Here is a 23,355-nt window from a genome sequence, read left to right as displayed (position 1 = left end):
TTGATTATATTCAAGCATGTATGTTCATAAAATTGAACCTAGCTTGAACAAAATAGCTCATCAAAGGAGATGACTTAAGTCGAGCATTTATATAAATTGAAAGAAATACTAACTTATCGCTTCGATATCGAATTATCTATTCGGTAATTGTGCTGTTAAAGACGTCGCTAGTTGAGGCTTACTAAAATAATAACCTTGAGCTTGATCGCAACCATTTTCTAATAAGAAAGTTGCTTGTTCTTTAGTTTCCACTCCTTCAGCAATTACGGTTAACTTTAATGCATGACCAAGCACAATGATTGCCCTGGCAATGGCCGTATTATTACTATCAAACGGAATATCAGCCACAAAAGACTGATCAATTTTTAAAACATTAATGGGTAATTTCTTAAGATAACTAAGTGATGAGTAACCTGTTCCAAAATCATCTACAGATAATTGAATACCTAAATCACCTAGACGTTTTAAATCTGAGATAACTCGCTCTGGCTCATACATCATGCAGCTTTCAGTCATTTCTAGTTCGAGTAATTCTGCAGGAAAGTTTGTTTCAGTGAGGATCAATTCAACATTATCTATAAAGTTAGTACGCTGAAATTGAAGACTCGCTACATTAACAGCTAAATGACCAAAGCGATAACCATCATCTAACCACTGCTTACCTTGCTTACAAGCCATAATGAGTACTTGCTGCCCTATTTCATGGATCAAACCGGTTTTCTCAGCAATAGGTATGAACTCTGCTGGTGAGATTAATCCATATACAGGATGTTCCCACCTAATAAGTGTTTCAAGCCCTACCAGTTTTCCAGTGATTAACGATAGTTTGGGCTGATACACTAAATGGAATTGGTTTTCTTGAATAGCTTCATGGAGTGCACTCTGTATCTTGACGTGCTCAACTGAATTCATAGTCATAGCCGAATCATAATAAGTGACGTTATTGCGTCCACTTTGTTTAGCTATGTGTAAGGCCGTATCAGTATTCTGTAACAAATGTTCACTGTTTAAAGAATCACTAGGGAATACAGAAACCCCCATACTTAATGTAATTCTAATTAATGGTTTATCTTCTAATTTAAATGGCTGCTCTATAGATGCTTTGATTTGATTAATTTGACTAATGAACAGATCATTTTGACTGAGATCAGTCAATAAAATTACAAACTCGTCACTACTGAGGCGCCCGACTAAACATTGTTCACTTTTCAGTTCTGAGAGCCGACGGCCCACTTCCATTAATAATTTGTCACCAATGTTATGACCTAAACTATCGTTGATATGTTTAAAGAAATCGATGTCAAAAAATACTACAGCAAGTTGTGTTTGCTGTTTAAAAGCTCTGTCTACTTGTTGTTGTAATTTCGAGCGAAATAACACTCGGTTTGGAAGCTGGGTTAACGGATCGTAGTACGATAAGTTTGCCAATTTTTCTTCAGTGATTTTTTGTTCCGAAATATCAGCAAACACTGCAACAAAAAAGTTGATTTCGTCTTTTTGCCCGTACACAGCATTAATCGTTACTAATTGGGGAAATATCTCACCTGATTTACGTTTATTCCAAATCTCACCGTGCCACTTACCTTTAACCAGTAAAGTATTCCACATCTGAGAAAAAAATAAATTATCATGTTTTCCTGAATTTAGAATACGCGGATTTTTGCCTACAGCTTCTTCACGACTAAACCCTGTGATATTAACAAATGCAGTATTAACCTCAGTAATCTCGCCATCCCTATCAGTGACCAGTACACCTTCAACGGTATTTTCAAATACACTTTCAGCTAACATCAGTTGTGTTTGTGTTTCTTTATGACGGCCAATATTACGTGTTATACCGATAACACCTACAAGATCATTATCCTTATCTAAGAGCGGCGCTTTAATAGTCTCTAACCAATGGCTGTTCTGTTGATGATCAATTCTTTCACATTCTCCAACAACAATCGGTTTATTAGCTTTAATTGCTCGATAATCGCCATCTTTAAAAGTCTCAGCTGTTTCGCTGCCAAACAACTCGTCATCATACTTTCCAATAATATCAGAATGGGATTTATTCCACGCTAAATCGACACTCTCATTGCATACAACATATTGTCCACTCAGGTTTTTAATCCAAATGTGTTCATCAAAAGCATTAATGAAATTTTGTAAGTTTATTGCATCAGGTATCTGTAATGGTGATGTTAACGAATCAGCTTCTTGAATTGGTTTCCGATTTTCTTCGGAATAAATAAGAGTTAAGTTTTCTGCAGCTAAAGTCAGAACAGCGCAGCTAGATTTATTAACCACTTTTATATCGCTGATAGAAACCAGAAGTGCGACTCCCAAATTATCTACGTCAGAGATAGTTTTTGCATGCAGGAAATAGTCTTTACCTAAAAGGTTAATCTGCGTTACCGAGTTAATAGTTGTCGATAATTCATTATTATTAATAAAATTAATTAATTGTGCTTGTAGCTTTTGCAGTGAGATCGCATGAAGTGTTTCAACTGATTGGTACGAACTTACTGATAATGAAAACTTATGGTTCTCTTCTAATGAAAAAATAAAAACATTAGAATTTAATACTTCAGCAGTTAAATTAATACTTTCTTGCCAACGTAGAAATATTGGATTTGTCATTTCTTTCATTTTAAAGCTTGTCCCTACCATTACGGCAGCCATCAGTTTTAGAATTATATAACTAAAATTCGATAATAGAATAATCAAATACAGTATATGCCAACTAGATCATTTTACCGTTAAACAACATGCAACATTAAAAGACCAAGACCTCACATTTCGACACCAAACCGTTTCCTACTTGCAACATCAATCTGGGGATCGAAGTAAAATTTAGAAAAATGTATAGGCTTGTTAATTTTATTAGTAATTAAATACAGCGACCGAAATCAATGATAAATACAGAAATTCTTACTATTTTATTTAAGTGGTCCTAATTCATCGTAATGATGATCAAACGAAAGCCCATAAACGAAAAAAACTACTTCATCGGAACAGGCTATATGCTCTCTTAAAAGAGAAATTAGGCGCTTGCCGATGACCTACTTTCACATGGCATATCGGCCACACTATCAGCTCTGAATATGTCTAAACTTGAGCTTTAACTTCGTTTCTGAACATTTTTATCTTAAATGACAGACACAAAAAAGCCCGTTACATGAGTAACGGGCTATCTACTCTCTTAAAAAGAGAAATTAGGCACTTGGCAATAACTGACCTTCATATGGGCATATCAGCCACACTATCAGCTGTAAATATGTCTAAACTTAAGCTTTAGCTTCGTTTCTGAACATGTTTATCTTAAATGACAGACACAAAAGAGCCCGTTACCTGAGTAACGGGCTATCTGCTCTCTTAAAAAGAGAAATTAAACGCTTGGCAATGACCTACTTGCGCATGGGCATATCAATCACACTGTCTTTCGCTTCACTAAATTCTTACTCGCTATATACGAAAAAAGCCCTGACTGTTAAGTCAGGGCTTTCTCGACTCTCTAAAAAGAGAAATTAGGCACCTGCTAATGACTGACTTTCATATGGGCATATCAATCACACTATCAGCTGTTGATGTGTCTAAACTTAAGCTTTAGCTGCGTTTCTGAACATGTTTATCTTAAATGACAGACACAAAAAAGCCCGTTACGTGAGTAACGGGCTATCTGCTCTCTTAAAAAGAGAAATTAGGCGCTTGGCAATGACCTACTTTCACATGGGGAGACCCCACACTATCATCGGCGCTATTACGTTTCACTACTGAGTTCGGGATGGGATCAGGTGGTACCACAATGCTATTGTCACCAAGCAAATTTGGTGTTAATCGCTTATCGCAATTAACTAAATTCGGAAAGCTGTTTGTTTGAGTTTCAAGTACATGGATGTACTTGATGTCATAAATGCAGGAGCATTTTATGACCTTACTTTATTAAGCGCTTTATATTCTTCACTAAGTCTTACCTTTAACAGTAAGTAATAAATCTAGTTACCATCAACTCAGATAAAAACTCATCTGGGTTGTATGGTTAAGCCTCACGAGTCATTAGTACAGGTTAGCTCAACGCCTCACAACGCTTACACACCCTGCCTATCAACGTCCTAGTCTCGAACGGCTCTTTAGAGGAATTAAATTCCTAGGGATGACTCATCTTAGGACTCGCTTCCCGCTTAGATGCTTTCAGCGGTTATCGATTCCGAACGTAGCTACCGGGCAATGCTATTGGCATAACAACCCGAACACCAGCGGTTCGTCCACTCCGGTCCTCTCGTACTAGGAGCAGCTTCCTTCAATCATCCAACGCCCACGGCAGATAGGGACCGAACTGTCTCACGACGTTCTGAACCCAGCTCGCGTACCACTTTAAATGGCGAACAGCCATACCCTTGGGACCGACTTCAGCCCCAGGATGTGATGAGCCGACATCGAGGTGCCAAACACCGCCGTCGATATGAACTCTTGGGCGGTATCAGCCTGTTATCCCCGGAGTACCTTTTATCCGTTGAGCGATGGCCCTTCCATACAGAACCACCGGATCACTATGACCTACTTTCGTACCTGCTCGACGTGTATGTCTCGCAGTTAAGCTGGCTTATGCCATTGCACTAACCGTACGATGTCCGACCGTACTTAGCCAACCTTCGTGCTCCTCCGTTACTCTTTGGGAGGAGACCGCCCCAGTCAAACTACCCACCAGGCACTGTCCCGAACCCCGATAAGGGGCCGCGGTTAGAACATCAAAACTACAAGGGTGGTATTTCAAGATTGACTCCACTCCATCTAGCGACGAAGCTTCAAAGTCTCCCACCTATCCTACACATGTAGGTTCAATGTTCAGTGCCAAGCTATAGTAAAGGTTCACGGGGTCTTTCCGTCTAGCCGCGGGTATACGGCATCTTCACCGCAATTTCAACTTCACTGAGTCTCGGCTGGAGACAGCGTGGCCATCATTACGCCATTCGTGCAGGTCGGAACTTACCCGACAAGGAATTTCGCTACCTTAGGACCGTTATAGTTACGGCCGCCGTTTACTTGGGCTTCGATCATGAGCTTCTCCGAAGATAACCCAATCAATTAACCTTCAAGCACCGGGCAGGCGTCATACCGTATACGTCATCTTGCGATTTTGCACAGTACTGTGTTTTTGATAAACAGTTGCAGCCACCTGGTATCTGCGACTCCCAGTAGCTTAGAGAGCAAGTCTCATCACCGCCAGGAGCGTACCTTCTCCCGAAGTTACGGTACCATTTTGCCTAGTTCCTTCAGCCGAGTTCTCTCAAGCGCCTTGGTATTCTCTACCCGACCACCTGTGTCGGTTTGGGGTACGATTCCTACTAACCTGAAGCTTAGAAGATTTTCCTGGAAGCATGGCATCAACTACTTCATCCCCTTGGGGACTCGTCATCAACTCTCAGCCTAGTGTTCACCCGGATTTGCCTAAGTGAACAGCCTACAGTCTTAAACGCGGACAACCAACGCCGCGCTAGCCTAGCCTTCTCCGTCTCTCCATCGCAGTTAGCAAAAGTACAGGAATATTGACCTGTTTCCCATCGACTACGCCTTTCGGCCTCGCCTTAGGGGTCGACTCACCCTGCCCCGATTAACGTTGGACAGGAACCCTTGGTCTTTCGGCGTGGGGGTTTTTCACCCCCATTATCGTTACTCATGTCAGCATTCGCACTTCTGATACGTCCAGTGTGGGTTACCCCTTCACCTTCAACCGCTTACAGAACGCTCCTCTACCGCTTGCACCTAAGTGCAAACCCATAGCTTCGGTGTATTGCTTAGCCCCGTTAAATCTTCCGCGCAGGCCGACTCGACTAGTGAGCTATTACGCTTTCTTTAAATGATGGCTGCTTCTAAGCCAACATCCTAGCTGTCTAAGCCTTCCCACATCGTTTCCCACTTAGCAATAACTTTGGGACCTTAGCTGATGGTCTGGGTTGTTTCCCTTTTGACGACGGACGTTAGCACCCGCCGTCTGTCTCCCGAGTAGTACTCACTGGTATTCGGAGTTTGCAAAGGGTTGGTAAGTCGGGATGACCCCCTAGCCTTAACAGTGCTCTACCCCCAGTGGTATTCGCTCGAGGCGCTACCTAAATAGCTTTCGAGGAGAACCAGATATCTCCGAGTTTGATTGGCCTTTCACCCCCAGCCACAAGTCATCCGCTAATTTTTCAACATTAGTCGGTTCGGTCCTCCAGTTGATGTTACTCAACCTTCAACCTGCCCATGGCTAGATCACTCGGTTTCGGGTCTACACCTTGCAACTAAACGCGCAGTTAACACTCGGTTTCCCTACGGCTCCGCTATTCGCTTAACCTCGCTACAAAATGTAAGTCGCTGACCCATTATACAAAAGGTACGCAGTCACGGTCTCAAGAACCGCTCCCACTGCTTGTACGTACACGGTTTCAGGTTCTATTTCACTCCCCTCACAGGGGTTCTTTTCGCCTTTCCCTCACGGTACTGGTTCACTATCGGTCAGTCAGGAGTATTTAGCCTTGGAGGATGGTCCCCCCATATTCAAACAGGATGTCACGTGTCCCGCCTTACTCGATTTCATCTATGGTTAGTTTTCATGTACGGGGCTATCACCCTGTGCCGCTGTGCTTTCCAACACATTCCACTAACACCCCATAGACTTAAGGGCTAATCCCCGTTCGCTCGCCGCTACTAGGGGAATCTCGGTTGATTTCTTTTCCTCTGGGTACTTAGATGTTTCAGTTCCCCAGGTTCGCCTCATAACGCTATGTATTCACGTTATGATGACCACTTATGTGGCCGGGTTTCCCCATTCGGACATCGTTAGCTCAAATGCTTGTTACTAGCTCGCCAACGCTTTTCGCAAGTTACTACGTCCTTCATCGCCTCTGACTGCCAAGGCATCCACCGTATACGCTTAGTCACTTAACCATACAACCCAAATAAGTTTCAAAAGAAACTCAAGTTGTACCGTAACTAGCTGGTTTATTACTAATTTGCATCTCTTACGAGTACACAAATTCGCCTTAGTTTTTAGAATATTCAAGACACTTAATAAAGTGTTTTGAGAACTCAATGTATTACTGAAAAGGGATTAACTTCCCAATAATACGATTTGTATTAATTAACATGACAGACTCATGCAATTAAATACTATCAGCTTTCCAAATTGTTAAAGAACGGGCTTAAAAAAGCCAAAGATAAAGCTGTCGCTTTATCTTTGGCGTCTCTATCCAAATATGCATGACTTACGTTTAAATAAAAGTAAGTAAATGGTGGAGCTATGCGGGATCGAACCGCAGACCTCCTGCGTGCAAGGCAGGCGCTCTCCCAGCTGAGCTATAGCCCCATTTACATGCAGTCAAACAAAATACGTTAATACAAAACCTTCATTTTAGGAGAAATAGAAGATTTTGGTGGGTCAGAGTGGACTTGAACCACCGACCTCACCCTTATCAGGGGTGCGCTCTAACCAGCTGAGCTACAGACCCAACGTAATTTTGCTCTTTCTTTCTATCAAGTAATCTGTGTGAACACTCAACAAACATCAAGTTAGTCGTATAGGTAAGGAGGTGATCCAGCCCCAGGTTCCCCTAGGGCTACCTTGTTACGACTTCACCCCAGTCATGAACCACACCGTGGTAAACGTCCCCCCGAAGGTTAGACTATCTACTTCTGGTGCAGCCCACTCCCATGGTGTGACGGGCGGTGTGTACAAGGCCCGGGAACGTATTCACCGTAGCATTCTGATCTACGATTACTAGCGATTCCGACTTCATGGAGTCGAGTTGCAGACTCCAATCCGGACTACGACGTACTTTGTGAGATTAGCTAGACCTTGCGGCTTTGCAACCCTCTGTATACGCCATTGTAGCACGTGTGTAGCCCTACTCGTAAGGGCCATGATGACTTGACGTCGTCCCCACCTTCCTCCGGTTTATCACCGGCAGTCTCCCTAGAGTTCCCGCCATTACGCGCTGGCAAATAAGGATAGGGGTTGCGCTCGTTGCGGGACTTAACCCAACATTTCACAACACGAGCTGACGACAGCCATGCAGCACCTGTCTCAGAGTTCCCGAAGGCACTAAGCTATCTCTAGCGAATTCTCTGGATGTCAAGAGTAGGTAAGGTTCTTCGCGTTGCATCGAATTAAACCACATGCTCCACCGCTTGTGCGGGCCCCCGTCAATTCATTTGAGTTTTAACCTTGCGGCCGTACTCCCCAGGCGGTCTACTTAATGCGTTAGCTTGGGAGCCCAGTGCTCAAGGCACCAAACTCCGAGTAGACATCGTTTACGGCGTGGACTACCAGGGTATCTAATCCTGTTTGCTCCCCACGCTTTCGTACATGAGCGTCAGTCTTTGTCCAGGGGGCCGCCTTCGCCACCGGTATTCCTTCAGATCTCTACGCATTTCACCGCTACACCTGAAATTCTACCCCCCTCTACAAGACTCTAGTTCACCAGTTCCAAATGCAATTCCCAGGTTGAGCCCGGGGATTTCACATCTGGCTTAATGAACCGCCTGCGTACGCTTTACGCCCAGTAATTCCGATTAACGCTTGGACCCCTCGTATTACCGCGGCTGCTGGCACGAAGTTAGCCGGTCCTTCTTCTGTAGGTAACGTCACAGCAGTTGTTTATTAAACAACTACCTTTCCTCCCTACTGAAAGTGCTTTACAACCCTAGGGCCTTCTTCACACACGCGGCATGGCTGCATCAGGGTTTCCCCCATTGTGCAATATTCCCCACTGCTGCCTCCCGTAGGAGTCTGGGCCGTGTCTCAGTCCCAGTGTGGCTGATCATCCTCTCAGAACAGCTAGGGATCGTCGCCTTGGTAAGCCATTACCTTACCAACTAGCTAATCCCACCTAGGTTCATCCAATCGCGAAAGGCCCGAAGGTCCCCTCCTTTCCCCCGTAGGGCGTATGCGGTATTAGCAGTCGTTTCCAACTGTTATCCCCCTCGACTGGGCAGATCCCTAGGCATTACTCACCCGTCCGCCGCTCGTCAGCAAAGAAAGCAAGCTTTCTTTCTGTTACCGCTCGACTTGCATGTGTTAGGCCTGCCGCCAGCGTTCAATCTGAGCCATGATCAAACTCTTCAATTAAAGTTTTTTTGAAACATTCACTCTTATAAATAAAAGAGAAGTTTCGGCTCAATGAATTCTGATTACATTATGCAGACTCGGAAGAATCTACATCCTGTTTGTTACATATTGCTATGAACACTCATCACTTACGTGATTCAGAAAATATTGATAATAATTTTGATTGCTTCCTAAGAAGCAATTTCGATTAACTCAACACCTGTGAGTGTCCACACAGATTACTTGATAAATTGTTAAAGAGCGGACTCGGTAACTAGCGCTAGACGCCTTGTTCCGTGTCAGTGGTTGCGCATTATAGGGAAATCATTTTATCCCGCAAGTGATTTTATAAATTTATTTATAAAAAACAGTTCAAAAGCACATTTTTTAAACGTTTCGACCTAAAAATCATCAAAATAGGCGTATTCATGACTTTTTAAGACAATTTAAATGCGCTTTAATCTAATCAAATTATAGTTGTTTAATATAAGCTGGTACATCAGCAATACTATTTACGGCTGTCGTAGCAAGCTCTAAACCTGCCTCATCGACCACTTTGCCACTGCGAACTAATATTGCAGTGTTAATACCCGCAGCTTTAGCTGCACGAATATCATCAGCTTTATCACCCACCATTATAGAGTTAGCCATATCTATTTTAAGGAACGCGGCAGCATCTAGCATCATTCCAGGTTTAGGCTTACGACAATCGCAATCCTGCTTATATTCGCCTAAACCATTTACAGGGTGATGCGGACAGTAATAGATACCATCTAACTCGACACCTTTATCTGCAAAGTTCCAGTCCATCCACTCCGTTAAATGATGAAAATCGTCTTCTGAATACATGCCACGAGCAATACCTGACTGATTTGTCACGACTACAATTTTATAACCCATCTCTTTAAATGCTAAACAAGCTTCGAAAACCCCTTCGATATATTCAAAGTCATCCACAAGGTGCACATAGCCCTTATCAACATTAATGACTCCGTCACGATCTAAAAAAACGGCTTTATTCACGGTACTACTCCTAAATTCTTTATTAGCGTGATTATCCCATTACTGAGAAAAATATGCACTTGTATTATAAAAGGTACATTTTTTGCGGTTGTACTTTATAATGCATTCTGTAAAGGTTACCCTTCCGTAGATATTTTGTGGCATTTATTAAGAAGTAATGAGTCAAATACAACCAATAATTCATAAAACACGAACCCAAGCAGTTGTTGAAGTGCTTAGAGAGCGTATTTTGTCTGGCTATATAGAAGCAGGCGAACCTCTAAGACAGTCTGCAATTGCTGAACAGCTCAATGTAAGTCGTATTCCAGTACGCGAGGCGTTAGTTCAACTTGAAGCGGAAGGCTTAGTTAAGTTTGAAGCGCATAAAGGCGCTACTGCGACTGAACTTTCTGTAGAACAAGTCACAGAATTATTTGAATTAAGGGCTATGATTGAGACTGATTTACTCGCAAAAGCAATTCCCAATTTGCGAGAAGAAGATTTCAATAAGGCTGATGCAGTTCTAGCTAAATTAGAGTCGGCATTAAAGTTACAAGACTCCGTCGCAACATGGAGCGAACTCAATACTCAGTTTCATACCTGTTTATACGAAGCCGCAAACAAACCACATACACTCGAAGTTGTCCATGGACTGAATAACAACTGTGATCGCTATATTCGCTTACAGCTATTGTTAACAGGTGGTATTCCCACCGCTGAGCGAGAACATCGCAAACTATTCGAGTTATGTAAAAACAAAGATATCGATAAAGCGACGCAGCTTTTACGCGAGCATATTCTACATGCCGCAAAAGCAATTAAAAAATTGGTGATTCAGCAAATTAAATAATTTGCACACTCGTCTAATGTCGTTTTAACAAACAATTTTAAATTTTATTTGAGAGATAAACACATGCAGTATGCTCATATTACCGGTTGGGGAAAATGTGTCCCACCAGCAACATTGACCAATGATGACCTAGCCACATTTATGGAAACGTCTGATGAGTGGATTAAAACTCGTACAGGCATTAGCGAAAGACATATCAGTCATGTGAATACATCTGAGCTTGCGACAGTAGCTGCAAAAAACGCACTACTAGCAGCAGGTATTGATGGAAGCGAATTAGATTTAATCATTTTAGCAACAGCGAGCCCTGATACGCTGATTCCAAATATAGCATCAACAGTTCAAGCGAATGTGGGCGCTACCTGTGGCGCATTTGATATCAACGCTGCATGCAGTGGATTTTTATATGCTTTAGGCATGGGTAGCTCAATGATTAAGAGCGGCCAAAATAAAAAGATATTAGTAATAGGTGCAGAGCGCTTATCTTTCTACCTAGACTGGTCACGTCGTGAAACCGCAGTGCTATTCGGAGATGGCGCTGGTGCTGTTGTTATTGAAGCCAGCAACGAACCTGGTGGTGTATTAGGTTATGAATTAAACAATGATCCTGCTGCTCGTGATATTTTATATTCAGGTTTTGGTACCCAGATGGATCGTTTTGATTCTTCATCTTTAGATTTCTATATTAATCTAAATGGACAAGAAGTCTTTAAGCGTGCAATCCATGGCATGGGGGGCTTAAGTACTAAGGTGCTTGCTAATTGTGAGATGACTAAGGAAGAAGTTGATCTTGTTATCCCTCATCAAGCCAATGAACGTATTATTGATACGTTAATCAGCCGAATGAAAATCCCGAAAGAAAAAGCATTCGTGAATATTGCAAACTACGGTAACACCTCAGCTGCAACCATTCCTATCGCAATTTGTGATGCGTTAGATCAAGGCCGAATAACTGCTGACCAAACGATTTTATCTTGTGCTTTTGGCGCAGGACTGACTTCTGCAGCGTTATTACTGAAATGGGGGCAGCGTACTCAACCAATTAATCCTCCAACAGCTGAACTACCACCGTGTGAGGTCTCAGCCTTAGAGTTGATTAAACCGGCGGTTGACTTTTTCTGTAATAAAAAAAATAAACTGGGTTAATTAAACTTAACTCATCTAACAGATTTAAAAACCAGCATAATGCTGGTTTTTTTGTGCCTAAAACTGGGCAAGCGGTATGGAAAAACCTGTAATGAACAGCTTATAAAAGCGGCCTATATAAAAAAGCTTGAATAAACCAGTTTAAATTGAAATAAACTCTGACACTGACAATTTGTTAATATCGCCAACAGAATTGAGTTGCGCGACAAGTAACTCTGCGCAGGCTAATGCATCAATTAAAGCATCATGCCCAGAATACGTAGGTAAACCATATCGCTGCCTGCATGCATCTAGGCGTAAACTCCCCTCTTTTAACACATCATGTTGGCGAAGCAATCGCTGCTTTTCTAGTGCTAAGGTATCAATATAAGGAAGTTTAATAGCTCTATTATGACTTTTTAATAAATGAGATTGTAAAAAACCGATATCCATTGGCGCATGATGTGCAACCAATATATGTCCTTTTGTTTGTTCAATAAACCATTCCATAGCTTGCTCTAAGCTAAGAGCATTCGATAAGTGATTATCAATAATGCCATGCACCGCCGCACTTTGACCGACACTACCATCGATATTTATCATTACCTGCTGCGCTTTTGAAAGCGGAATTGATAAAGGAATTAGACCTGGTTCAATAGGAACGATACCAATACTAATAATTTGGTCTTGAAGTGGATTTAAGCCCGTCATTTCTAAATCAATAGCCATTAAAGGAGCTTTGATGATGGGTTTATCAATCACACTTAAACAATGTAGCTGATATTCAGACAACTGATCTTTTTGACCGAAAGTGTCAAAATAAAGCCGCGTTTTGAGCCAGAGTTCATTCACAGATTAATAGCTCCGCATGAACTTCATTCTGAGACCTGATTGCGCATCATGAACCACTTTAAAAGCATCTCGCAATTGATGACGCATTAACGAAGACATTTGTTGAGGTTTTAAATAATTCGTCGCCTCTTGCTGACTGGTATATTGCTCGCCTTGATTAGCTAGGCGCATATGAGCGATAAACTCATGGGCATCTGCAAGATTAAGTGCATCTTTACGATTAATAATATTAGCATCCATAAGTGCTCGGATACGTTTCGGGGTATTTACCTCAGTGATCCCAGCACTTAACGCATACACTCTAGCAATATCATTAATGAGTGCGACACCTTTGTGCTTTAAGTCCATACCTTTGACTTCGCTGCCATCTCGTTCAAGGACAAACTTTCTAAAAAAGCCCAAAGGCGGCGATTCAACTAGGGAGTTTCCTGCCATTCCAGCTAAAAAAATATCATTACCCTTTGTGCGTTCTAATACGTGTCGCTGCAATTGGTCGAACAAATTTTGTGGGCCATAAACGGCACGCATATCGAAAAATATACTCGCGTGCATTAAGGCTTTGGGCTCAGGTGCATTTAGCCATTGCTCAAAATGCTGCTGCCATTTATCAAGTGATAAACGCCACTTAGGATTTTGCGCCATGATATCGCCAGGGCAATAGATATAACCACACTTATCAAGACCTTCACAAACCGCATGGGATAATGCGTTGAAATAACCTTTAGCATGTTCATCTGGTTCATGCGCCAGTAATAAACCATTATCTTGGTCACTACAGGCTGCTTGGTCTTGCCTGCCTTGAGACCCAAAAGCTAGCCAACAAAATGCCATTGGCGCTGCGCCTAATAACTGCTGATTTAAAATAATCAGTCTTCGCGTTAACGCATCTGTTACCGAGGTCAATACACGACCAACTTCTTCAGCTCTTGCATCTGCACTAATTAGGTTTTGCAGTAAAACAGGGATCTGCTTACTGACATTGATCAAACATTCAATGTCTTGTTGCCTTTCAATTTCACCAATTAACAGCAAAGGCTGTGAGCTTTGGCCACGAAGAATATCGGTACTGGTCAGTATACCTACCGCAGGCGGTTGTGTTTTTTCATCAATGGGAGGTTCAGCTAAAATGGGTAAGTGGTGTATACCGTGCTCACTCATTAATAACATGGCTTCAAAAACCAATGCATTGGCAGCCAAAGTCTTAGGGGCCGCCGTCATTGCTTGATGAACAGCTAAGTTGCCATCAAAGCCTTCTGCTAAAACGCGGTTGCGTAAATCCCTATCGGTTAAAATGCCTATCAGTTTATTGTTATCTATCACCAATACAGAAGATACTCGAGCTAGGCGCATTTTTTTTGCGGCTTCGCTGACGGTTTCATGGCAATCAATACTTAATGGGTCTGCTGACATCAAACTATTAACGCGACTGGTCGTGGTTAAGTCTTTCGCTTTAAACCTTGCTTGATGACGCATTCTTTTCGCAAAGGCACGATTAAAAAAGCGGTCAAAAACTCTACTTTCATTTCTAAGATAATTAAACGTCTCAGGATCGAGGTGATATACCAAGCTATCTTCTAAAATTTGTACCTGATTACTGACTTTTTCACCCGACAATAGAGATGGGAAACCAAAGTAATCTCCTTCTCCTAACCTATCGAGTAATTCGCCTTGCTCATCTCTGACCTCAAACGCACCACTTCTAACAATGTATAGCTGTGGATGGTTTTCATCTAGAGGAACCATTTTGTTGGATTTACTGTAATAACCAATGGTGAGTTGCTGACAGCAACGTACGAGATTTGATTCAGATAAAGAATCAAACGGGATCAATGCATGAATAAACTGCAAAATAGGCTGAATTTCACTGGCATCTTTCATATTGGCCTCATGCTTACACTGCTTAAAACAGTAAATTAATCTCGCTAAACTGTGTTAACTATACGTAGATCTTAAAATTGGCTCTATTCGACTTTAAGGTTAGTGAATGAAATTTCGCGTCTATAATCTTATTGTTATGGCTAGATGAAACAAACAAAAAGAGCGCCGAAGCGCCCTTTTTAGTGAAGTCATTAACAAGGTCGTTAATGCTAGTCGATTAACAACTCATACTAGTGGTCGTGCGCTTCACCTGAACCTTTAGGGAAACGAATCGACTCAACCATTGCAACCACATCATCAGGTATTTTCTTAGTCACTTTAGTTACAGCAAATGCGACACCAAAGTTAATAAACATACCCACCAGACCAAAGCCTTCAGGTGAGATACCTAAGAACCAGTTGTCACTGACGTTGGCACTTGGATTAACGAACTTAAAGTAAACAATATAAGCCGCTGTACATAGTAGGCCAGACAACATACCTGCAATAGCGCCTTCTTTATTCACAGTCTTAGAGAAGATACCCATAATAATAGCAGGGAACAGTGATGATGCAGCAAGACCGAATGCAATCGCCACTACCGCAGCCACGAAACCTGGTGGATTAATCCCGAAGTAACCTGCCATCACAACACCTAAACCTGCTGCAATACGAGCGTACTTGAGCTCCTCTTTATCAGAAATATCAGGCATTAAATTCTTCTTCAATAAATCATGGGATACTGAAGTTGAAATAACCAATAGTAAACCTGCTGAAGTAGAAAGTGCCGCCGCTAAACCACCCGCTGCAACTAATGCAATAACCCATGCTGGTAGTGATGCAATCTCAGGAGTCGCTAGAACCATGATATCGCGGTCAATCTTCATTTCATTGGCATCGCCATTGGTATAGTAGATGTTGCCATCATTATTCTTATCATCCCAAGTAATAAGACCTGTTTTTTCCCAGTTCTTAATCCACTCAGGTGCTGATTCATAAGAAACGCCGGTTGAATCTGGGCCATTAATGGTTTCGATCATATTTACACGAGAGAACGCTGCTAATGCTGGGACTGTTGTGTACATAATCGCAATAAATACTAATGCCCAACCCGCTGAAACACGTGCATCTTTAACTTTAGGCACAGTGAAGAAGCGAACAATAACGTGAGGTAAACCAGCCGTACCGAACATTAATGCACCAGTGATAAAGAACACATCAATCATGCTCTTCGAGCCTTCAGTATATTGGGCAAATCCGAGTTCTGCCGACAATCCATCGAGCTTATCAAGTAAGTACACCCCCGTACCGTTGCCTGCTGCATCGACCATTTCAGCACCAAAACCGATTTGAGGTAAAATATGACCTGTCATCATCACTGAGATGAAAATGGCTGGAACCATAAAGGCAAAGATAAGTACGCAGTACTGAGCAACCTGAGTATAAGTAATCCCTTTCATGCCACCTAAAACCGCATAAAAGAACACCACTGCCATACCAATGTACACACCCGTTTCTACATCGACTTCTAAGAAGCGAGAGAACACGACGCCTACACCACGCATTTGACCTGCAATATAGGTAAAGCAGATGAAAATGGCACAAATAACAGCAACAGTACGTGCAGCTTGTGAGTAATAACGGTCACCAATGAAGTCTGGCACTGTAAATTTACCAAACTTACGTAGATAGGGAGCCATACATAGCGCTAGCAGAACATAGCCGCCCGTCCAACCCATTAGGTAAACTGAACCGTCATAACCTGTAAAAGATACGATACCAGCAAGCGAGATAAATGATGCCGCTGACATCCAATCTGCTGCAGTTGCCATACCGTTCATGACTGGAGGAACCCCACCACCAGCAACATAGAATTCTTTAGTTGAACCAGCACGAGACCAAATAGCAATACCGATATATAGGGCAAAAGTGACCCCAACAATAAGATAAGTTAACGTTTGAACATCCATGATTTATTCCTTAGTCTTCGTGTACATCATATTTTTTGTCTAAAGCATTCGCTTTCGCTACATACACAAAAATTAGTGCAACAAACACATACATGGCACCTTGTTGTGCAAACCAAAAACCTAACTTAAACCCCATAAAGGTAATTTCATTTAGTACGTCCACTAATAAAATGCCGCACCCAAAAGATACAAACGCCCAAACTGCGAGTAGTTTTAAAACTAATCGTAAGTTTTCGCTCCAATATCCATTTGCCTTGTCTTCATTTTCAAAAGCCATTGTGACTCCCCTGTGCTAATTATTTTTAAAGTCGATAGTTAATCTAGCAACTCAAAATGTGACCACAATCACGACCTTAGTCTAAAGAGGTCTTCTAACAGGTTTGCGAAAATCAAATATACAACTTAAAATTCAATGACTTACACAACCATTTACTTAATATTTTCAAATATTACATCGAGCACTGTTTAGACCAAGGTCGAATTAAAAAAGCATAAAAAGAAAAGAACTTAGCAAGAAAGTAGCAAACGGAATGTTAGGGATATGAACAATTTGAAGCGACTTTAAACGACTTTTAGAGTGATAAAAGTGATAAATAACGAAAGGAAAAGGATGGCTAAGCGAATAAGTTACTTATTATTCAAGAAATTTATAGTTATTCATAATGGGAATCACAATAAATGACTCCCATTAAACTTTCTGCCAATCATTAAGTGGTAAAAGAAAGAGGTTATAGCGAAGCTGCATCAAGACAAATCGTATCGGTATCAAGAAAAGGCTGTCACATCACGGCATTCAAAGCTTTCAATAAGCCAGCGACGTTTCATACAATTAAAACAGCTTCTCAACTCATCATCAATCATTTCATCTTCATCATCTTCCATGAACTGCTTACAAGAAAATGCAGCTTGTTGGGCTTTATCGATATCGTCATTAGTAAAGCGGAATACCCAATGCCCTTCTTTTAGATAAAACCAATTTTCTCGATTAAAAGACGTGTTATTAGTCATAATTCCTACCCATTAATACTTTTTCAAATGCTGCTTTAAAGCGTTACGCCAAAGAGGCTCACCTGTCAGTTCATCTCGCTGCTGATACACTAACAAAGCAAACTGATGGTTCTGCATGACGGCTTTGATTTTTCCTTTAACATGGACGATTTCATTGTCATTAAGTAAAAATCCATTTAGCTCAATTATCTCGTCCAATCCTGTTAGCTGTTTGATTTTTCCTACCGTTAGCGCTAATTCTGACCTTGAATCAGGTAAGCCGACATCTAGTTGACCTTTTACCCTTCCGTCTCGTCCTGAAAGCCTCAAGCCAATGCCCGCTATGGCACCAATGACACCTTGCCCTGTTCCGCCATGTTCTGATAAGTCGATACCAATATCGGCAGCTAATTCATATGCATCCGACTTGGTTTTAACCTGCTGCTTGGACTCAAACCCGAATGTCATCAGTCTCTGTATATCATTAGTGGCTAGCTGGCTTTTTTCAATAATCGCTAAACCTGGATCTGCAGCGGGTGCACTTTCAGCTTTTAAATGAACAACACAAATATCCTTTATTTCAGCTAACGATTGTGAAGTCGTCACTTCAAAACACATCGCACTATTATGAGAGGTATAAGGTATATCTGGGTGAACAAATAACTGATGTCGAGTTACCCATGTTGGAGATGACGCCTGCTTATATTGACCAATATCTTCTTCGTTAAATGCTTTTGACATTAACAAACTCAATATTTCTTCAGCAATTTCACCAGTTCCTTTAGTGCCAATATCATCTGTATCGTCAATACAAATTAACCACGTTTTCATCATTATTGCGGCGTCCTATTTCTTGTTATTAAATCATGAGCATCCAAACGAGTAATAATTATTGGCACAAGTAAAGCTGCGGCAATCGCAAAGCCACCTCCTTTTAAACTGCTTAACCCAAATTGGATAAATGCGACTTGCGGATCCATTCCAACCAATAAATTCTGTATCCAAGATTTACTCGCCCAAGCGATACTGCCGATAATAGCCAGTAGGATGCAGCGCCAGCGTAAAGTGAGTAAGTTAGCCATAAATATCAATGCAATATCCATCGCAAAAGCGGGTAAGGCAAATTTCAACAATATAAAAGGACCACCTTTCCCTACGCCTAAAATCATCGCTAACATGCCCGCTAGCAGGCCACATAGCGTCATGCCGCCAACTTTATTCGTTGCGCCGTAACACACTAAATAAAATAAGCTCATTAAAAACATCGAATGGCCCGTTAATCCCAGTTTCATTCTCATCATGCTTTTAATGGCTACCAGCAGCGTGGCACAAAAACCAATGAATAATGCATTATGTAAAGTGAAGCCTTGCTTCATTTATCAATCCTCTTTGTTTAAGTAACTAATGTAATGGCCAATGGGTATGTTTACTGTGTTTATCAAAATGTCGTTGTTGTGCGGATTTAGCGATATGTTTAGATAAACTAAGTAACTGAATGAGTAATGGAAATAACACACAACGAATCAACTCTGCCCAATTAAATGGATTAACCAAATTCTTTGGGGCAATATGCGCGCCACGTAAACACTGGATGTGGTAAATATCTCTTACTTCTTGGGTGATAAAGGGGAGTAACTTAATAGAAGTCGTAATCACAAATGCCCATTTATTCGGTAGTAACAAACACAAAATTTGGCTCATATGCTGCGCAGTTTGGGTGCTAGCTAGCCACCAGCTTGGCAACATGACTAAAATAATCCTTAACACCACTATCATCGCTTCTATTACCCTGACACTGCCATAAAACAAAAAGTAGAGCCCCACAGTCATGACTGATTGAATGACAAATAATTTAAGTAATGGTTTTAGGCGAGCTTTACGAAACCATGCATGGATAAGCAAACCTAGGTTGGTTAGCACTAAATAGACGAGTTGCTCTGTTGGCACTAAAAAAGCACTGCTAGATAAAGCTATACTAAAAATAATGGCTAATCCGCATATCCATTGAGCATTTTTAGATTGTCTTAACCTCTGACTAATATCTGAAGACATATCAACAATAGGAAGCGATGCAGTTGGTGGCAGATTTGACTTGTCATGGCAGCAACGTTGAGAGTAAATCTTTTTCATAGATTTACCTGTTGAAACCTTGCTGAACTCATCACCAACTCTTGATAGCCTGATACGTTACATAACTGCTCGGTTAACTCTCTATCTGTTATTTGCCAGCTCTTGTTAATTAAGTTCTCAAGTATCGGTCTATGACTAGTGACAATAATGGCTCCACCTTGATGTAAAAAATGCTTTAACACCTCAATTACTTCAGAGAAATATCGGTTATCAAGGCCTGCAAAGGGGTCATCTAACAATAACAATTTCGGTTTAATACAAAGCACTGAAGCCAAAGCAACCAAATGTTGTTGTCCGTAGGAAAGTTTATGAGGAGATTGGTGTGCTATATGGCTGATTTCAAGCTGAGTTAATATCTCGCTTGCTTGAGCTAAAGGCAGACCAAAACGTTTGAGGCTAAATTCAAGTTCCTGCATAACAGTCATCTCAAACAACTGCCTTGACGGACGCTGCATTAAAAAACCAAGATCTTTGCCAAAAGAGCCGAGTTTTATAGGCTTATTTAAAAACAAAATGTCGCTTTGATTGCTGTTATCAATACCCACGATTTGATTCAGTAAGCTTGATTTACCACAGCCATTTTCACCAAATACACCTATCAGGTCTCCAGAGTTGGCATGTAAGGTTTGTTTGATTTGGAGTAATGGCTGAGCATCTTCGAACTGAATAGTTAGCGGAAAAATCGTAAGTTTTGTTGCTGTGTTATCAGTATCGGCTATGCTTGGTGACTTTTGAGTAGCAGCATCATTCACTGGTAAATTAGCTTTAACTTTAGCTCTTGTGAAAGGACAGACACTTTTAGCTTGCTTTGGCCCTGAGTCTTGCTGTTTCAATAAGCCATTATCTAATAACCAATATGTATCGATGATCCCAGCAAAAGCCCCCGAGTGATGTTCTGTCATGATCACACTGACACCACTGTCAATTAGGCTTTTAAGTGCATCAACAAGTTCTTTTACACCTACATTATCAAGCTGCGCCCACGGCTCATCAATGAGTATTAGATTGGGGGTTAATACCAGTTGAGCTGCCAGCATCAGTCGATACTTTTGCCCTAAAGACAAATTAATCACTAAAGAATCTAGTGGTAAATCAAGTCCAACTAGCTTTAATGCTTGCTCTACCTGCCCAATCATTTCGGTAGCAGAAATAGCGATATTTTCCAAACCAAACGCAACTTCAGCGCCAATAGATTCGCGTATGAGTTGCACGTTGGGATCTTGCATCACTAGGCCCAAACGAAGTTCAGAGTGATGTATTACCTCGCCTTGGTAATCGAAATCACTTGGCATTGCCATGAGTTGTAACAACGTCGATTTGCCAGCACCTGTGACACCACAAATACAGTGGCACTCACCCGCTGAAACTGAAAAGTTAAGCTGATGAAACAAGTCTTCAGTTGCTGAATATTGCCTAAAAACAACTTCATGCAATGCCAATAATGTCATGGACTATATCTGCCAGTTTATGCCAACAAAGATCTGTCTGCCTGCTTGAGGAAGCGCTTCACTTTGGTAGTAATTAACATCAAGTAGATTAGTCGCTCTGATATAAGCTTCTAAATTATCAACCAGCAATGGCTGCACTAAATTAATGTCCACCAAGGTATAACTGTCCATCTCATTTTTAACTGAAACAGTTTCGCCTGATATTTTCTCACTGGTGTAATAAATTTGATCGGCAATATATTCGACGTTCAGGTTTACACTCATACCAAAATCGAATTGATAAAGGCCTTGAAATCTAAACTGATGTTTTGGTCGATACTCTAATTCGTTCATAAGATCATTATCAGAATCCTCAGCATCTAAATAGCTGTAAGACACCGTCAAATCTAAGTCATCGAAGTATTCGTTTCTGACTGAAAAATCGACACCTTTAAACGCGTAGTTACTGATATTTTGATAAACACCGTCATTGTCTTTGGCAATGTAGTTTTCAGCGTCAGTGTAATAGCCGGTAATATCTAAACTGGTGTTATAAGCTAATCCTTGATTCAGACCTAACTCAACATGTGATGATTCCTCAGGCTCTAACTCACTGTTACCTGATGATTGTGCATAAAGGTTTCTTAATGATGGAAAACGCACTTTACGAGCAATACCTGCATGCAATTTACTGTCGTCAGTCACTCGCCAAAAACTAGAAAGTTGCGCCGAGTAATTAGTATCGTCAGCATCATCACGCTCTTGACTGTGAGCCGCACCACCTATAGTGACACCGTACTTACCGTCATTCTGGTACTGATATTCGACGGCCAGCGTATTTAGCCAGCCATCCTTATTAAAATCATCACTTGAACCTGAACCATCGCCACTTCCAGAACCCGAACCACTGCCACTGCCAAGAATAGAGGCACTGCTTGCATTAGCTTCGTAATTAACGGATTCCCAAGTTTGCTTTTCGCTAATAATTGACCCTGTTAATAAACCCGCTGTATCAAAATCTGCAATCAGCTGTAAGTTCCCGCCCTGCACCGTTGATATGCCATCTTGCGTAGAATCGATATCGCTGTAATCACTACTGGTATAGACTGTTTCAAATACCTGACTCTCGTTATGATAGCCATAGCCTCGTAATGCGAGACGATCAGAAAACTTATGTGCAAAGCCTAACTGAACAATGGTGCTTTCAAAATCATCAACTCGTTCAAACTTAGATTTACTGGTTCCAGTGCCATCCGTGCTTGGTTTACCCCAATTACCAGATTTATAGTTCACATTTGCGGTCAACATCGTTTCATCAGAAACAAAGTAGCTTCCTTGGGCGTAAAAGTTATCGACAGTCTTATCAGCATTTAAACGTGTATCACCACTTTGCTCATCCGTGTCTTCAAAATCTGATGACATAGGGAATCCATCAGTTTGCTGGCGGTTATAACTGGCAAAACCTTGCCACTTTTCACCGCTACCGGCTAAGTTCACATTGCCATTTATTGTGTCATTTTCTGCGAACTCAAGGTTACCGGATACACTTGGAGAGCTATCGCCTTGTCGAGTGATAATATTGATCACACCACCAGCACCACCTGGTCCGTAAAGAACAGACGTTGGGCCAACTGACACTTCAACTGATTCAATTTGTGATGCAGGAATAACACTTGGGTCGAATTGCCCATCTTCAGCATCATTTGCTGGAACACCATTAATTAAGTAAATAACATGGCGAGCTTTAAAACCACGGATATCCACCCTTGGTGCACCTTGGCCACCAACTCGTACATATATGCCTGGTACATTTGCCAGAATTAGATCAAGACTTTGAGCACCAGATGCCTCAATTTCTTCTCTTGATATATCCCAGTGAGTCATTGAAGATTGAGCAGCAGTTGGACCTTCTCCTTTAACGACGATCACTTCTTGAATATTGAGAATAGGATCTCTTTCAACCTTTTCTGCATGTACGTTAAAACTGGCTAAAATAGCAATTGATAAGATTGAAAGATGTAGTGACTTATGGGATGGCTTGATAAAGTTCATTTTGCTGCAACGTCCTAATTGGAAGGTCTTATT

14 protein-coding genes, 2 tRNA genes and 3 rRNA genes are annotated in these 23,355 nt (G+C 41.4%); 2 read left to right on the top strand and 17 right to left on the bottom strand.

All coding sequences use genetic code 11. The annotated features are described in order from the left end of the window. Nucleotides 1–132 precede the first annotated feature (132 nt). From QPX86_RS08550 to gmhB, 7 genes are all read right to left on the bottom strand, one after another. Nucleotides 133–2,634, bottom strand: a complete 2,502-nt coding sequence (locus QPX86_RS08550) for an EAL domain-containing protein (RefSeq protein ID WP_285164925.1) — start codon at nt 2,632–2,634, stop codon at nt 133–135. A gap of 1,057 nt (nt 2,635–3,691) precedes the next feature. Beyond that, a 5S ribosomal RNA gene (gene rrf / locus QPX86_RS08545) occupies nt 3,692–3,807 on the bottom strand. 213 nt (nt 3,808–4,020) lie between these two features. Then, nucleotides 4,021–6,912 (bottom strand): 23S ribosomal RNA (locus QPX86_RS08540). 342 nt (nt 6,913–7,254) lie between these two features. After that, a tRNA-Ala gene (locus tag QPX86_RS08535) sits at nt 7,255–7,330 on the bottom strand. A gap of 65 nt (nt 7,331–7,395) precedes the next feature. After that, nucleotides 7,396–7,472: transfer RNA gene (locus tag QPX86_RS08530), tRNA-Ile, on the bottom strand. Nucleotides 7,473–7,546: 74 nt separating this feature from the next. After that, nucleotides 7,547–9,091: ribosomal RNA gene (locus QPX86_RS08525) — 16S ribosomal RNA — on the bottom strand. The 16S, 23S and 5S rRNA genes sit together here with 2 tRNA genes alongside, the layout of an rRNA operon. Before the next feature lie 450 nt (nt 9,092–9,541). Beyond that, entirely contained in the window at nt 9,542–10,093 is a 552-nt protein-coding gene (gene gmhB, locus QPX86_RS08520) for a D-glycero-beta-D-manno-heptose 1,7-bisphosphate 7-phosphatase (protein ID WP_285164924.1), read from the bottom strand. Between the two features lie 157 nt (nt 10,094–10,250). Here gmhB and QPX86_RS08515 point away from each other — a divergent pair, with 157 nt between their 5' ends. Then, nucleotides 10,251–10,922: a GntR family transcriptional regulator gene (locus QPX86_RS08515; RefSeq protein WP_285164923.1), complete on the top strand. Its 672-nt coding sequence runs from the start codon at nt 10,251–10,253 to the stop codon at nt 10,920–10,922. A 63-nt stretch (nt 10,923–10,985) separates the two neighbouring features. Continuing rightward, complete coding sequence (locus QPX86_RS08510) at nt 10,986–12,068, top strand: ketoacyl-ACP synthase III (RefSeq protein WP_285164922.1); 1,083 nt, start codon at nt 10,986–10,988, stop codon at nt 12,066–12,068. Between the two features lie 141 nt (nt 12,069–12,209). Here QPX86_RS08510 and QPX86_RS08505 read toward each other — a convergent pair whose 3' ends face one another. The 10 genes from QPX86_RS08505 to QPX86_RS08460 form a co-directional block, all read right to left on the bottom strand. After that, nucleotides 12,210–12,899 carry a 3'-5' exonuclease gene (locus QPX86_RS08505; RefSeq protein WP_285164921.1) on the bottom strand — a complete coding sequence of 230 codons (690 nt, stop codon included), beginning with the start codon at nt 12,897–12,899 and terminating at the stop codon, nt 12,210–12,212. 3 nt (nt 12,900–12,902) lie between these two features. Next, a complete protein-coding gene (locus QPX86_RS08500; protein ID WP_285164920.1) occupies nt 12,903–14,777 on the bottom strand; it encodes a DUF294 nucleotidyltransferase-like domain-containing protein in 1,875 nt (624 codons plus the stop codon). Nucleotides 14,778–15,007: 230 nt separating this feature from the next. Next, entirely contained in the window at nt 15,008–16,726 is a 1,719-nt protein-coding gene (locus tag QPX86_RS08495) for a sodium:solute symporter family protein (RefSeq protein ID WP_220754999.1), read from the bottom strand. 10 nt (nt 16,727–16,736) lie between these two features. Further along, nucleotides 16,737–17,003 carry a DUF4212 domain-containing protein gene (locus QPX86_RS08490; RefSeq protein ID WP_153916452.1) on the bottom strand — a complete coding sequence of 89 codons (267 nt, stop codon included), beginning with the start codon at nt 17,001–17,003 and terminating at the stop codon, nt 16,737–16,739. Between the two features lie 488 nt (nt 17,004–17,491). Continuing rightward, complete coding sequence (locus tag QPX86_RS08485; protein WP_220754998.1) at nt 17,492–17,734, bottom strand: hypothetical protein; 243 nt, start codon at nt 17,732–17,734, stop codon at nt 17,492–17,494. A 12-nt stretch (nt 17,735–17,746) separates the two neighbouring features. Beyond that, nucleotides 17,747–18,544 (bottom strand): DNA-binding protein, encoded by a 798-nt coding sequence (locus QPX86_RS08480; RefSeq protein ID WP_285165151.1) that lies wholly within the window; start codon nt 18,542–18,544, stop codon nt 17,747–17,749. 2 nt (nt 18,545–18,546) lie between these two features. Further along, on the bottom strand, nt 18,547–19,089 hold the full coding sequence (locus tag QPX86_RS08475; protein ID WP_220754996.1) for a core component of ECF transporter: 543 nt from the start codon (nt 19,087–19,089) through the stop codon (nt 18,547–18,549). Nucleotides 19,090–19,114: 25 nt separating this feature from the next. Next, the gene (locus QPX86_RS08470; RefSeq protein WP_285164919.1) at nt 19,115–19,843 is read right to left on the bottom strand and encodes an energy-coupling factor transporter transmembrane component T; all 729 of its coding nucleotides are present in this window, start codon (nt 19,841–19,843) and stop codon (nt 19,115–19,117) included. Then, nucleotides 19,840–21,291, bottom strand: a complete 1,452-nt coding sequence (locus tag QPX86_RS08465; protein WP_285164918.1) for an ATP-binding cassette domain-containing protein — start codon at nt 21,289–21,291, stop codon at nt 19,840–19,842. Before QPX86_RS08465 ends, QPX86_RS08470 begins: the two co-directional genes overlap by 4 nt. A gap of 3 nt (nt 21,292–21,294) precedes the next feature. After that, nucleotides 21,295–23,322, bottom strand: a complete 2,028-nt coding sequence (locus tag QPX86_RS08460) for a TonB-dependent receptor plug domain-containing protein (RefSeq protein WP_285164917.1) — start codon at nt 23,320–23,322, stop codon at nt 21,295–21,297. Between the last annotated feature and the right edge of the window lie 33 nt (nt 23,323–23,355).

Origin of the sequence: Shewanella goraebulensis (genome assembly GCF_030252245.1) — a bacterium.
Classification (GTDB): domain Bacteria; phylum Pseudomonadota; class Gammaproteobacteria; order Enterobacterales; family Shewanellaceae; genus Shewanella; species Shewanella goraebulensis.
This window is presented reverse-complemented; position numbering and strand designations above follow the sequence as displayed.

Excerpts from the sequence above, each read along its gene's own strand:
- QPX86_RS08550 (WP_285164925.1), bottom strand. The coding sequence starts at position 2,634 with ATGAAAGAAATGACAAATCCAATATTTCTACGTTGGCAAGAAAGTATT.
- QPX86_RS08515 (WP_285164923.1), top strand. The coding sequence starts at position 10,251 with ATGAGTCAAATACAACCAATAATTCATAAAACACGAACCCAAGCAGTT.
- QPX86_RS08510 (WP_285164922.1), top strand. The coding sequence starts at position 10,986 with ATGCAGTATGCTCATATTACCGGTTGGGGAAAATGTGTCCCACCAGCA.
- QPX86_RS08500 (WP_285164920.1), bottom strand. The coding sequence starts at position 14,777 with ATGAAAGATGCCAGTGAAATTCAGCCTATTTTGCAGTTTATTCATGCA.
- QPX86_RS08495 (WP_220754999.1), bottom strand. The coding sequence starts at position 16,726 with ATGGATGTTCAAACGTTAACTTATCTTATTGTTGGGGTCACTTTTGCC.
- QPX86_RS08490 (WP_153916452.1), bottom strand. The coding sequence starts at position 17,003 with ATGGCTTTTGAAAATGAAGACAAGGCAAATGGATATTGGAGCGAAAAC.
- QPX86_RS08485 (WP_220754998.1), bottom strand. The coding sequence starts at position 17,734 with ATGACTAATAACACGTCTTTTAATCGAGAAAATTGGTTTTATCTAAAA.
- QPX86_RS08480 (WP_285165151.1), bottom strand. The coding sequence starts at position 18,544 with ATGAAAACGTGGTTAATTTGTATTGACGATACAGATGATATTGGCACT.
- QPX86_RS08475 (WP_220754996.1), bottom strand. The coding sequence starts at position 19,089 with ATGAAGCAAGGCTTCACTTTACATAATGCATTATTCATTGGTTTTTGT.
- QPX86_RS08470 (WP_285164919.1), bottom strand. The coding sequence starts at position 19,843 with ATGAAAAAGATTTACTCTCAACGTTGCTGCCATGACAAGTCAAATCTG.
- QPX86_RS08465 (WP_285164918.1), bottom strand. The coding sequence starts at position 21,291 with ATGACATTATTGGCATTGCATGAAGTTGTTTTTAGGCAATATTCAGCA.
- QPX86_RS08460 (WP_285164917.1), bottom strand. The coding sequence starts at position 23,322 with ATGAACTTTATCAAGCCATCCCATAAGTCACTACATCTTTCAATCTTA.